Annotated in this window: 14 protein-coding genes; 7 read left to right on the top strand and 7 right to left on the bottom strand. The window is 67.7% G+C overall.

The genetic code is table 11. The features are described 5' to 3' along the window. Window positions 1-325 precede the first annotated feature (325 nt). Entirely contained in the window at window positions 326-598 is a 273-nt protein-coding gene (locus tag AC1DC5_RS15425; protein WP_441405277.1) for a DUF2277 domain-containing protein, read from the top strand. A gap of 21 nt (window positions 599-619) precedes the next feature. On the opposite strand, the gene AC1DC5_RS15420 is transcribed toward AC1DC5_RS15425, so the two are convergent. From AC1DC5_RS15420 to AC1DC5_RS15400, 5 genes are all read right to left on the bottom strand, one after another. Continuing rightward, on the bottom strand, window positions 620-3,121 hold the full coding sequence (locus AC1DC5_RS15420; protein ID WP_476865740.1) for a heavy metal translocating P-type ATPase: 2,502 nt from the start codon (window positions 3,119-3,121) through the stop codon (window positions 620-622). Between the two features lie 67 nt (window positions 3,122-3,188). Beyond that, a complete protein-coding gene (locus AC1DC5_RS15415; protein ID WP_476865739.1) occupies window positions 3,189-3,419 on the bottom strand; it encodes a heavy-metal-associated domain-containing protein in 231 nt (76 codons plus the stop codon). Between the two features lie 64 nt (window positions 3,420-3,483). Continuing rightward, on the bottom strand, window positions 3,484-3,807 hold the full coding sequence (locus AC1DC5_RS15410) for a metal-sensitive transcriptional regulator (protein ID WP_441405288.1): 324 nt from the start codon (window positions 3,805-3,807) through the stop codon (window positions 3,484-3,486). A gap of 256 nt (window positions 3,808-4,063) precedes the next feature. After that, complete coding sequence (locus AC1DC5_RS15405) at window positions 4,064-4,306, bottom strand: hypothetical protein (RefSeq protein ID WP_476865738.1); 243 nt, start codon at window positions 4,304-4,306, stop codon at window positions 4,064-4,066. Window positions 4,307-4,329: 23 nt separating this feature from the next. Continuing rightward, complete coding sequence (locus AC1DC5_RS15400; RefSeq protein ID WP_476865737.1) at window positions 4,330-4,839, bottom strand: universal stress protein; 510 nt, start codon at window positions 4,837-4,839, stop codon at window positions 4,330-4,332. A gap of 128 nt (window positions 4,840-4,967) precedes the next feature. Here AC1DC5_RS15400 and AC1DC5_RS15395 point away from each other — a divergent pair, with 128 nt between their 5' ends. The 4 genes from AC1DC5_RS15395 (at window position 4,968) to AC1DC5_RS15380 (ending at window position 7,098) form a co-directional block, all read left to right on the top strand. Then, window positions 4,968-5,315, top strand: a complete 348-nt coding sequence (locus AC1DC5_RS15395) for an ArsR/SmtB family transcription factor (RefSeq protein ID WP_476865736.1) — start codon at window positions 4,968-4,970, stop codon at window positions 5,313-5,315. Between the two features lie 77 nt (window positions 5,316-5,392). Continuing rightward, complete coding sequence (locus tag AC1DC5_RS15390) at window positions 5,393-5,593, top strand: hypothetical protein (RefSeq protein ID WP_441405271.1); 201 nt, start codon at window positions 5,393-5,395, stop codon at window positions 5,591-5,593. Window positions 5,594-5,655: 62 nt separating this feature from the next. Then, window positions 5,656-6,804, top strand: a complete 1,149-nt coding sequence (locus AC1DC5_RS15385; RefSeq protein WP_476865735.1) for a WD40/YVTN/BNR-like repeat-containing protein — start codon at window positions 5,656-5,658, stop codon at window positions 6,802-6,804. A gap of 6 nt (window positions 6,805-6,810) precedes the next feature. Then, complete coding sequence (locus AC1DC5_RS15380) at window positions 6,811-7,098, top strand: MoaD/ThiS family protein (RefSeq protein ID WP_476865734.1); 288 nt, start codon at window positions 6,811-6,813, stop codon at window positions 7,096-7,098. A 5-nt stretch (window positions 7,099-7,103) separates the two neighbouring features. Here the strand turns inward: AC1DC5_RS15380 and AC1DC5_RS15375 are convergent, their stop codons facing one another. Next, window positions 7,104-7,340 (bottom strand): hypothetical protein, encoded by a 237-nt coding sequence (locus AC1DC5_RS15375; RefSeq protein ID WP_476865733.1) that lies wholly within the window; start codon window positions 7,338-7,340, stop codon window positions 7,104-7,106. Window positions 7,341-7,546: 206 nt separating this feature from the next. On the opposite strand from AC1DC5_RS15375, the gene AC1DC5_RS15370 reads away from it, so the two are divergent. Continuing rightward, window positions 7,547-8,623 carry an ATP-dependent DNA ligase gene (locus AC1DC5_RS15370; RefSeq protein WP_476865732.1) on the top strand — a complete coding sequence of 359 codons (1,077 nt, stop codon included), beginning with the start codon at window positions 7,547-7,549 and terminating at the stop codon, window positions 8,621-8,623. 142 nt (window positions 8,624-8,765) lie between these two features. Here the strand turns inward: AC1DC5_RS15370 and AC1DC5_RS15365 are convergent, their stop codons facing one another. Then, window positions 8,766-10,085, bottom strand: coding sequence for an MFS transporter (locus AC1DC5_RS15365; protein ID WP_441405266.1), 1,320 nt, complete (start codon window positions 10,083-10,085; stop codon window positions 8,766-8,768). Between the two features lie 225 nt (window positions 10,086-10,310). Here AC1DC5_RS15365 and AC1DC5_RS15360 point away from each other — a divergent pair, with 225 nt between their 5' ends. Next, window positions 10,311-11,156: an IclR family transcriptional regulator gene (locus AC1DC5_RS15360; protein ID WP_476865731.1), complete on the top strand. Its 846-nt coding sequence runs from the start codon at window positions 10,311-10,313 to the stop codon at window positions 11,154-11,156. The last annotated feature ends 61 nt before the right edge of the window (window positions 11,157-11,217 follow it).

Here is an 11,217-nt window from a genome sequence, read left to right as displayed (position 1 = left end):
CGGAACTTGTCGGCGTCCGGGCCCTTCCAGTCGGTGCCCTCGAGCACCTTGGTCAGCAGCGACCTCTGCTTGTCGATCTCGGACGAACCGGCCTGCAGCTTGGTCCCAAGAGTCTTGAGCTGAGCAATGTCTGCGCCCCAAATAGCCATTCGAAAATCTCCTCAAGTCATAGAAAACGGACGCGGACCCTGCCGGCGTCCCCCTCGGATCCCGGCTGCTCCGGAAGATCCAGTGACCCCAAACTATCCTGCCTGCCGAAAAAGTGTCGATGGGCAGCCCTCCCCATGCCCTCGATCCCGGACGCAAGGTCACCTAGCATGGGGATATGTGCCGAAACATCCGGACCCTCCACAATTTTGAACCCCACGCCACGTCCGCCGAGGTACAAGCCGCGGCGCTGCAATACGTGCGCAAGATCAGTGGCAGCACCAAGCCGTCCAAGGCCAACGAAGAGGCCTTCAACCGCGCCGTGCAGGAGATCGCCCACGCCACCGAGCATCTGCTCGACGCGCTGGTGACCCACGCCCCGGCCAAGGACCGCGGAGAGGAAGCTGCCAAGGCCAAAGCCAGGGCCGCTGTCCGCTTCGGCGCGGCCTGAGGGCGTCCCGCGGAGGGACGCCTACTTGCCGAAGCTGCGCAGCCGCAGCGAGTTGGCCACCACCAGCACGGAGCTGGCAGCCATCGCCGCGCCGGCGATCATCGGGTTGAGCAGACCCAGGGCCGCCACCGGGATCCCGACCGCGTTGTAGAAGAAGGCCCAGAAGAGGTTCGTCTTGATCGTCGCCAGGGTCCGGCGGGACAGCTCGATGGACTGCGCGACCTGGCCGAGGTCGTTGCCCATGACCGTCAGGTCGGCCGCCTCGATCGCCACATCGGTGCCGGAGCCCATCGCGATGCCGAGGTCTGCCTGCGCCAGCGCCGCGGCGTCGTTCACGCCGTCGCCCGCCATGGCGACAGTGGCGCCGGCGGCCTGCAGCCTCCGCACGGCCTCGACCTTGCCCTCCGGCAGTACCCCGGCGAATACGTCCTCCGGAGCGATGCCGACGGCGGCTGCCACCTGCGCGGCCACCGTGGCGTTGTCCCCGGTCAGGAGGATCGGCCGGAGCCCGAGGCCGCGGAGCCGTGAGATGGCGGCGGCCGAGCCCGTCTTGACCGTGTCGCGCAGGCTGATGATGCCGGCCGGCTCTCCATCCACGGCGAGCCAGACGGCGGTGGCTCCGGAGCCTTCGGCACGGCTGAAGGCCTCCAGCTGCGCGGGAGTGGGGTCGATGCCGTTCTCCTGCAGCCAGCCCGTCCGGCCGGCCGTGACGAGCCGGCCCTCGACGCTTCCCTGGACTCCGCCGCCGGGGGCGGAGCGGAAGTCGACGACGGCGGGCAGCGCCCCGGCGCCGTCGCCCGTGTTGCCGAATCCGTTGCCGGTTCCGCATTCCGCCGAAAGGGCGGCAGCGGCCACGGCGCGGGCGATCGGGTGCTCTGAGGCGTCTTCGACCGCTCCGGCCAGCCGCAGGACCTCCGCCGGGGTGAGTGTTTCGAACGCTGCGGTGCCACTGACGGCCAGGTGACCGGTGGTCACGGTTCCGGTTTTGTCCAGCAGGATGGTGTCCACGGTCCGCGTGTCCTCGAGGACCTGCGGGCCTTTGATGAGGATGCCCAGTTGCGCCCCCCGGCCGGTTCCGGTGAGCAGCCCCACCGGGGTGGCAAGGCCCAGGGCGCAGGGGCAGGCGATGACCAGCACGGCGACGGCGGCCGTGAAGGCGGCACGAAGTTCGGCGTCGCTGATCGCCGGCCCGGCCGCCAGCAGCCAGGCGCCGAAGGTCGGCACGGCGATGGCCAGGACCACGGGGACGAAGACCGAGCTGATCCGGTCCGCGAGGCGGGCGATGGGAGCCTTGCCGGTCTGCGCTTGGGAGACCAGTCGGCCCATCTGCGCCAGGGTCGTTTCGGCGCCGACGCGTGTGGCCCGGATCAGCAGCCGGCCGGAAGTGTTGATGGTGGCGCCCGTGACCGGACTGTCCGGGCCGACTTCCACCGGCACGGATTCGCCGGTGACCAGCGAGGCGTCGACGGCGGAGAACCCTTCGACGACGATGCCGTCGGTCGCGATTGTCTCGCCGGGGCGGACCACGATGACGTCACCCACGGCCAGCTGATCGGCCGGCATCTGCTGTTCCCGGCCGTCCCTAAGAACCGTGGCATCCTTGGCGCCCAGGTTCAGCAAAGCCTTGAGGGCGTCTCCGGCCTTCTGCTTGGCGTTGGCCTCCAGGTACCGGCCCAGCAGCAGGAAGGTGGTGACCACCGCGGCAACCTCGAAGTAGAGCCCGCCGGAACCCATCCCCTCCATCCCCGGGTGATCCGTCATCCCCGGGTCCACCAAAAGCTGCCACGCCGAGAAGGTGTAGGCCGCGGTCACGCCGATGGAGACCAGCGTGTCCATCGTGGAGGCGAAGTGCCGGGCGTTGATGGCCGCGGCCCGGTGGAACGGCCACGCCGCCCACGTGACCACAGGCAGGGCCAGAAGTCCTGCCACCCAGCCCCAGCCGGCGAACTGGAAGGCCGGGAACATCGAAATCAGGAACACCGGGATGGTGAAGATGGCCGCGACGATCAGGCGCGGGCGGAGTTTGGCTGCCGCCGACGACGCCGGGTGGGCTGCGGGGTGGTCACCTAGCGCGACGCCACCGGCCACATGCTCCGCGTGCTCGCTCGTTCCTCGCTTAGACGCACGCTTCCGCATGCCCCCGGCGGCGCCGCTGTTGTCACCCTCACCGGGCGCGGCGCCATCGGCCACATGCTCCGCTTGCTCGGTTGTTCCTCCCAGGGCGGCGGCGCCGCTGCGGCCGCCGCTGTCGGCGGGTTCACTCACCGTGGCTGGGTACCGGGGGGTGCGGATTGTGGCTGTGTAGCCGGCTGCCGCTACTGTGGCGGTGATTTGGGTGTCCGTAATGGCTGCGGGGACTGTGACGCGGGCGGTTTCCAGGGGCAGGTTGACCGTGGCCGTGACGCCGTCGAGCTTTCCGAGCTTGCGTTCGACGCGGCTGACGCAGGAGGCGCAGGTCATGCCGTCGATGTCGAGCTCTATTACCCGGGTTCCGGGCTGGTCCAGCAGTTGCTCTGTTCTCACGGTGTTCCCTGTCTGTTCTGGTGCGGCGCGCCCGTCCGTTGCGCGGTGGTGGTCCGGCCGGCGGTGCTCAGGCCTCGTTGGCCACGACCAGGTAGCCCGCCTCGGCCACGGCTTCGCCGATCTCGGAGGTGGACAGGGGGCCGGTCGAGGTGATGGTGACCGTGGAAATTCCGCCGGTGTTGAGGTCGACGTCGACCTTCTCGACTCCGGCGAGGGTCTCGAGCTCTTCGCTGACGGAGGACACGCAGTGGCCGCAGGTCATGCCGGAAACGTTGACGGTAGTGGAAACGGTGCTCATGGCTTGCTCCTGGTGAGTGGACGGCTGGTTCATCAGCCCGATGGTGTGGTGAGTGGTGTTGCCGCTACCGCAGCAGGCGCCCGATGGCTTCGGTGGCCTCCTTGACCTTGAAATCGATGGCTTCAGCCCGCAGCGCCGCGTCCGGTTCGGAGGCCGCCCCGACGACGCAGTGACCGATGTGCTCCTCCACCAGTCCGAGACTGACGGCGTGCAGGGCCTTGGTGACGGCGGCGACCTGGGTGAGGATGTCGATGCAGTATTTGTCCTCGTCAACCATCCGGGCGATGCCCCGCACCTGGCCCTCGATCCGTTTGAGGCGGAGGAGGTAGGCCTCCTTGTGGGGGGAGTAGCCGTGCTGCTGGTGCGGTCCGGCGTCGGCGGATTCCATCACGGGGACCGGTACTTCAGGCTCGTTCATAAGCACAACATATACCCCATGGGGGTATGCCGCAAGTACCCTGCGGGGGTATTTGCGGCAAGGCCCCGCGGGTAAAGGTCGGGGCACAAAAAAGCTCCGGAGTGCGTTATTGGGGGATACGCACTCCGGAGCGGACTTTGGGCAGGCGGTCGATCTCTAGCCTACGGATTCAAGCTTACTTGGCAGTAGCCAGGGAAAGCCAGCACCTCGAATAACTACTTTCGCTTTACTTTCGGGGCCCTCCCGTGGCGCCCGGTGTCCCGTCGAGGGACAGCTGGGCGGCATGGAAATCGAAGTGCGCCACAGGGTAGGCGTAGACGTCTGCCAGCGTCACGGTCTCCTGGAAGAAGGGGTCCCAGCGGGTGCCTGAGCTGAGGCGGCGCAGCGCTTCGGGTGGGGCGGCTGCGCAATTGCGCCGGTAGCCCGCAACGACGACGGCCCGGTCAAGGGGCCCGGGCGGCGCGGTCACGGCGCCCTCCCCCCGCTGCCCTATTAGGAACCATGTTTTGTCCGGTGGTGGACTGGCGGCCGGACCGGGACGATCAGGATCGGACGGTCCTGGTGGTGGCTGAGCCACGCCGCCACCGAACCGTTGAGGGCAGCGGAAATGCGGTGGCCCAGACCCGGCTCGGGCGTGCCCACGATGATCATTGCGGCACCTACATCGCCGGCCAGCTTGCCCAGCGCCCGGGCCGGGTCTCCGGCCAGCAGCTGGAGGGTCCAGTCGATGCCAAGGGGACTGCAGGACGAGGCGATGCTGCTCCGCAGCTCCTGCGTCACGGCGCGGATTTCGGCATTGTCGGTCTCGGGATGGAGGGACAGCCGGTGCGCGGACCGCGCCGGATCCCACTCCACCAGATAGCTCGCCTCATCCACGTAGGCGCAGACCAGCCGGGCGGCGAGGGCCTTTGCCAGCGCGCCGGCAGCCTGCAGCACTTCGGGGCTTTGTCCTGGCAGCACGCCTGCCACGAGGGGCGGCGTACCACTGCTCTCGGCGGACATATCCAATTGTGTTCCGTCCCCGCGGCCCTGAACAGGGGCTTACTCCCCGGCCCAGCTCGCCGCGTATGCCGCTGGCGGGCGCCGCGAACGCATATCGACGCCCGTCAATATTGAGGCATAATGGCTGTATGACAGCACTCCAGATTGTTGAGCCGGCGGCGGATGCCTGCTGCACCCCGTCCGGCCTAACCGTGCTGGGCGCTGAAGAGGCCCAGGACAAAGCCCAGCTGTTCAAGGCCCTCGCCGACCCGAACCGGCTGCGGCTGTTGTCCATCGTCAAGTCGTCCGACGGAGGCGAAGCCTGCGTGTGCGACCTCACCGAGCCGCTGGACCTCGGTCAGCCCACGGTTTCCCATCACCTCAAGATCCTCGTCGAGGCCGGCCTGCTGCACCGCGAAAAGCGCGGCACCTGGGCCTACTACTCACTGGTGCCCGGCGCGCTGGAGCGGACCGCGGGCCTGCTCGCGGACCTGTAGCCCGCCAGAGCCAGGCGGCTCTTGAACACCTCCAGTGCGGGGCCTAACGTTGAAGAACTGACGAAAGGGTGACCGCCGTGGAAATCTTCATGTGGTGGCTGGATCTGGATCTGGCGAGCAAGGAGTGGCTACGGGAAAACCTGCGGGTCGCCGAGCTGCCGCTGCCAGTGCTGCAGGGCATCGCCGAGGCCGGCGGCCCCCATCCGGATGACGTTGCCGGTGTGCTGACCGGTGCCGACTGGGACTTCATCGAGACGCAGTCCGAATTCGTGGACTGACACCCTTTCAGGCGCCAAATCAGCGGAAAGAACCATTGCGGCGATCCCCCCGGGATGGTTGCATGGGGGGCATGGCTACCGCAGAGAGTTATGTCCTGGCGATCGGCACCAAGAAAGGTCTCTGGCTGGCGACGAGCCCGGACCGCAAAGACTGGTCCCTTTCCGGCCCGCATTTCCTGATGAGCGAAGTCCCCAGCATCGGGATCGACACCCGGGACGGCCGGACCCGGATCCTAGTCGGCGTCCGTTCCGAGCACTGGGGTCCCACCGTCTTCCACTCCGATGATTTGGGCGGAACGTGGAGCGAGCCCGAAGAAGGCGCCATCCGTTTCCCCGAGGGCACCGACGCCGCCCTGGAGCGCGTCTGGCAGATCCACCCCGACGCCGAGTCCCGCCCCGGCGTCGTCTGGGCCGGCTGCGAGCCGATCTCGGTCTGGAAATCCACCGACGGCGGCGAACACTTCGAGCTCAACCGCGGCCTCTGGGACCACCCCCACCGCGGTGAATGGGGGGCCGGCTACGGCGGCGCCGCGGCGCACTCGATCGTTCTCGACCACACCGGTGAGAAGGTCCACGTTGCCATGAGCACCGGCGGCGTCTACCGCTCGCTCGACGGCGGCAGTTCCTGGGAGCCGCGGAACAAGGGAATCTCGGCCTACTTCATGCCCGACCCCAACCCGGAATTCGGCCAGTGCGTGCACAAGATCGCGGCCGACGCCGCCGTCGACGGCCGCCTCTATGCGCAGAACCACCACGGCGTCTACCGCAGCGACGACGACGCCGAGAACTGGGAATCGATTGCGGAAGGCCTGCCGGCGGACTTCGGCTTCGTTATGCTCACCCATCCCCGCCGGGCCGGCACCGCGTGGGTGATCCCGCTCAAGGCCGACGGCGAGAGGATCCCGCCGGAGGGTAAGTTGGCCGTCCACCGAACCGACGACGCCGGCGCGAGCTGGAAGCGCCTGGACGACGGACTGCCCGAGTCCGAATTCAACGCCGTGCTCCGGGACGCCGCCTGCGTCGACGCGGCAGAGCCGGCCGGCGTGTACTTCGGCACCCGCGGCGGCAGCGTCTACGCCAGCGCCGACGAGGGCGAACACTTCACCGAGATGGCCTCGCACCTGCCGGACGTCTTGTGTGTGCGGGCCTCGGCCGTGTCCGCGGCCCATGTGCCCGCTTCGACGGCGCCCGGCGCCACCGTGAATGCCTGAGGCCCCGTGGCCGGGGTCAGTGTGGTGTTGCCCAGTGTGCTCCAGCCGCTCGCCGGCGGGCAGTCCTTCCTGACTGCGCCCGCAGAAACGGCGGTGACGGTGGAGGGGGTGCTGGACTCGGTGACCGGGGGATACCCGGCGTTGTCGAGGCGGTTGCGGGATGAAACCGGGGCAGTCCGACGCTACGTGAATATATACGTCAACGGGAATGAGATCCGCCGGCTGCAGGGCCTGGCCACCGAGGTTTTACCCGGCGGGGAGGTCCTGATCATCCAGTCCGTCGCGGGCGGCTAGCAGCCTCAGGCGACCCGCCAGAGGCTGCATTCGTCCGTGTTGATGGCTTTCCGGGTGCCGGACTGCCGGTCCATGATCCATACGACGCCGATCCCGGGCGCGGTTTCCTGGACGCTGCCGCGGCGGATCACGACGTCGTCGTAGTTGGGGCCGACCTTCAGCCGGGCTTCGATCTCGTCGCCGCGGTGCAGCTGATCCAGGGCGCGGATACGGATTACATGGGCTGTGGCTTCCTTCAACATGGCGGGGCCTCCTGGACGGGAGAGTGGTGCCTGCTCTTGCCGGCCCTTCCAGTGTCCTGCGCCAATGTTGCCGCCGCGTTTCGGCCCGGTAAGGGGTGGGTAAGCGTTCGGCGCCGCGGCCGTTACCGGCGTCGGGTCGTCGGACCCGGGCAGATTTCCCGGGAGAACTCTGGCGGGCGGCGGGGCTGGCGACCAGAATGGGGCCTATGCGACTGCCGCTGATGCCCCCGATCGCGCCCATGCTGGCGAAGCCCGTCAAAGGCCTGCCCGAGGGCGAGGTGATGTTCGAGCCGAAGTGGGACGGGTTCCGGTCCATCATCTTCCGCGACGGCGGGGACGTGGAGATCGGCAGCCGCAACGGCAAACCCCTGACCCGCTACTTCCCTGAACTCGTCGAGGCGCTGAAGGCCAACCTCCCGCCGCGGTGCGTTCTCGACGGCGAGATCATCCTGGTCGGCGCCTCGGGCGACCGTCTCGACTTTGACGCGCTGCAGCAGCGGATCCATCCCGCGGCGAGCAGGGTCCGGCTCCTGGCCGAACAGACCCCGGCCAGGTTTGTCGCCTTCGATCTGCTGGCCCTCGACGACGAGGACCTCACCGGGCGGCCCTTCGCCGAGCGGCGCGGGGAGTTGGAACGCGTGCTCGCCGGGATCGCTGCGCCGATCCACCTCACCGCCGCGACCCGGGACAGGGGAACTGCCGAGAAATGGTTCCACCAGTTCGAGGGGGCCGGCCTCGACGGGATCGTGGCCAAGCCGCTGGACGGGCCGTACCTGCCCGACAAGCGCTCCATGTTCAAGATCAAGCACGAACGCACCGCCGACTGCGTCCTCGCCGGGTACCGCGTGCACACTTCCGGACCGGACCGGATCGGTTCACTGCTGCTGGGCCTCTATGACGATGGCGGCGAACTCGCCAACGTGGGGGTGGTGGGGGCCTTCCCGCTGCAGCGCCGCAAAGAGCTCTTCGAGGAACTCCAGCCGCTCGTGACCAGTTTCGAGGACCACCCCTGGGAATGGGCCCGGCAGGAGGAAGGGACCCGGACGCCGCGCAATGCGCAGGGCAGCCGGTGGAGCGGGGGCAAGGACCTTTCCTTCACCCCGCTCCGGCCGGACCGTGTGGTGGAAGTGAAATACGACCACATGGAAGGCGAACGGTTCCGCCACACGACGCAGTTTGTCCGCTGGCGCCCGGACCGGGACCCGCGGACCTGCACCTACGGGCAGCTCGAGGAACCGGTCAAGTACGATCTGGGCGCGGTGCTGGGTGCCGGCAAGGCCTGACTCCGGCGCTTCTGCCCGGTTGCTTTTCCGGGAGTCGCGGGAAGCGCAAAAAGACACGCGAAAAGCCCGGCGTGTCGCATGAACACGCCGGGCTTTTCGGTGGTGCGGTCCGCAGGAACCGGGCAGGAGCGCTGCGTCCGGGTTACTTCATCCCGAGCTGCTTGGTGGGAATCTTGAAGGATTCCTTGGCGGTCATGGCCGAGACAGCCGAGATGAGGCAGATTACCGCGGTGAAGATGCTGATCTGGACCCAGCCGCCGGGCTTGATGCCGCCCATGGCCGCGACGATCGCCGGGGCGAACCCTGCCATCAGGAAGCCAAGCTGCGTGCCGATGGCCAGGCCCGAGAAGCGGACCTTGGTGCTGAACATTTCGGCGTAAAACGCGGGCCACACGGCGTTGGCGGCCGCGTAGCCGAAGGAGAAGAAGCCGATCGCGGACAGGAACATCAGCGGGACGGTGCCAGTCTCCAGGCTGAGCAGGAACACCGGCGTCAGGACCGCGCTGGCCAGGGCGCCGTAGATGAAGACCGGCTTGCGGCCGATCCGGTCAGCGAGCTTGCCGAAAAGCGGCTGGGTGCCGAGGGCCACCAGGTTGGCGCCGACGACGAGCCAGAGGGTGGTGGTGCCGTCCACGCCGGCGACGTTCTTGGCGTAGGCGATGGCCAGCGTGCCGAACACCGTGGAGACGGCGGCGATGAAGGCACAGGCGACGACGCGGAGCACATCGCGCCAGTGGTGCTTGAGCAGGTCCGCGACGGGGAGCTTGGAGATCTCGGCGTTCTTCTGGGCTTCCTCGAACGCCGGCGGCTCGTGCAGGGTGCGGCGGATGAAGAAGGCAACCATCACCACGACGGCGCTGAGCCAGAACGGGATGCGCCAGCCAATGCCGTACTTGATCTCATCCGGCAGGGCCAGGACGGGGATAAAGACGAGGGCGGCGAGGATCTGGCCGCCCTGGGTCCCGGTGAGCGTCCAGGAGGTGAAGAAGGCCCGGCGGTTGTCCGGTGCGTGCTCCAGTGTCATCGAGGAAGCGCCGGCCTGCTCGCCGGCGGCGGAGAGGCCCTGGCAGAGCCGTGCCAGCACCAGCAGGGCCGGGGCCCACCAGCCGATGGTGTTGAAGTCCGGCAGGCAGCCGATCGCGAACGTCGAGGCGCCCATGAGCAGGAGGGTGAACATCAGGACCTTGCGGCGGCCCACCCGGTCACCGAAGTGGCCCAGGATGACGGCACCGACGGGCCGTGCGACGTAGGCGAAGCCGAAAGTCGCGAAGGACATGATCGCCGCATTGGCGCCGGCGTCGGGGAAGAAGACCGTGGGGAAGATCAGCGCGGCGGCGGATCCGAAAATAAAGAAGTCGTAGTACTCGACGGCGCTGCCCAGGAAACTGGCGAGGGCTGCCTTCTTTGGCGTCCCTGCCGGTGCGTCAGTGCCCGGAGTCGTAGACGGGAGTGTCTGGCTCATGGTGTTCCTTTGTGTGACGACATTGTCGCGGATGGATCAGGAAGGTCTCAGCCGCCGCTGGCTTTAAGTGTGTGGCAGCAGAAGGTTCGTGGAAAGACCCGGACGAGTAGCCACATGGTGGGAGCTACTTGTGCGATGTAGCAATCATGACTGTGAGGGCGATCACTTGTCAACAAAAATAATCACCATCTAGAAATAGCTCTCACCATGTGAGAGCATTGAGCCATGAGTGTGAATCAAGACACAGACGTGGCCGCCGCCGCAGCCACCCCGCCAGCCCCTGCCGCCAAGGGCGCAAAGGCCCCCTCCAAGGAGGATTCCCGCACGGACATGGTCGGCAAGGCCCTGGGCCTGCTGGTCCTGCTCGGCGACGAGCCGCGGGGTGCGAGTGCCGCCGAGCTGTCCCGTCGGGCCGAGCTGCCGTTCAGCACCACCTACCGCCTGCTGGGATCCCTGACCCGGGACGGCTTCGTGGACTACGAGCCGGACGGGCGCCGCTACCACCTTGGCCTGCGCATCTTCCAGCTCGGGCAGCGCGTATCCAACCATCACGGATTCGCCGGCACTGCGCTGCCGATCCTGCGGCGGGTCACGGAGGAGACGGGGGAGGCCACCATCCTGTCCGTGCGCGACGGAAACCACCACCTCACCGTCAACAAAGTGGACGGACCCCAGACCTTCCGCGTCACGAGCGACCCGGGACATCTGGGCGCGCTCCACACCACCTCCGTCGGCAAGGCGCTCGTGGCCTTCGCCGACGAGGCCACCCGCGCCCAGCTAGTGGAAGGTCTTGAGCTGGAGCCGCTGACCGAATTTTCCATCACGGACCGGGAAGCCTTCCGGGCCGAGATCGAACTGGTCCGCAAGCGAGGCTTCGCCGTGATGGACCAGGAAAACGAGCTGGGCATGCGGGCCGTCGCCGTCCCGGTGTTCAACGCCCAGGGCCACGCCTTCGCCTCGCTGGCCACCGCGGTCCCGGTCTTCAGGATGAGCGTCGACGCCCTCGTGGCCCTGGTTCCGCTGCTCCAATCGGCGGCGGCCGAGCTTTCCGCCCGGCTGCCCCAGCAGTGAACCGGCCGAAAAGTCATGCATTGTTCGCTAGTAGAACAATGGTGCAACATATGAACTATTG

Source organism: Arthrobacter sp. 10L424, from assembly GCF_056395325.1.
This window is presented reverse-complemented; position numbering and strand designations above follow the sequence as displayed.

Bases quoted from the DNA above. Each gene is read 5' to 3' on its own strand.
- AC1DC5_RS15400 (WP_476865737.1), bottom strand. From the start codon at position 4,839: ATGTCCGCCGAGAGCAGTGGTACGCCGCCCCTCGTGGCAGGCGTGCTG.
- AC1DC5_RS15370 (WP_476865732.1), top strand. From the start codon at position 7,547: ATGCGACTGCCGCTGATGCCCCCGATCGCGCCCATGCTGGCGAAGCCC.
- AC1DC5_RS15375 (WP_476865733.1), bottom strand. From the start codon at position 7,340: ATGTTGAAGGAAGCCACAGCCCATGTAATCCGTATCCGCGCCCTGGAT.
- AC1DC5_RS15385 (WP_476865735.1), top strand. From the start codon at position 5,656: ATGGGGGGCATGGCTACCGCAGAGAGTTATGTCCTGGCGATCGGCACC.
- AC1DC5_RS15415 (WP_476865739.1), bottom strand. From the start codon at position 3,419: ATGAGCACCGTTTCCACTACCGTCAACGTTTCCGGCATGACCTGCGGC.
- AC1DC5_RS15425 (WP_441405277.1), top strand. From the start codon at position 326: ATGTGCCGAAACATCCGGACCCTCCACAATTTTGAACCCCACGCCACG.
- AC1DC5_RS15410 (WP_441405288.1), bottom strand. From the start codon at position 3,807: ATGGAATCCGCCGACGCCGGACCGCACCAGCAGCACGGCTACTCCCCC.
- AC1DC5_RS15365 (WP_441405266.1), bottom strand. From the start codon at position 10,085: ATGAGCCAGACACTCCCGTCTACGACTCCGGGCACTGACGCACCGGCA.
- AC1DC5_RS15360 (WP_476865731.1), top strand. From the start codon at position 10,311: ATGAGTGTGAATCAAGACACAGACGTGGCCGCCGCCGCAGCCACCCCG.
- AC1DC5_RS15395 (WP_476865736.1), top strand. From the start codon at position 4,968: ATGACAGCACTCCAGATTGTTGAGCCGGCGGCGGATGCCTGCTGCACC.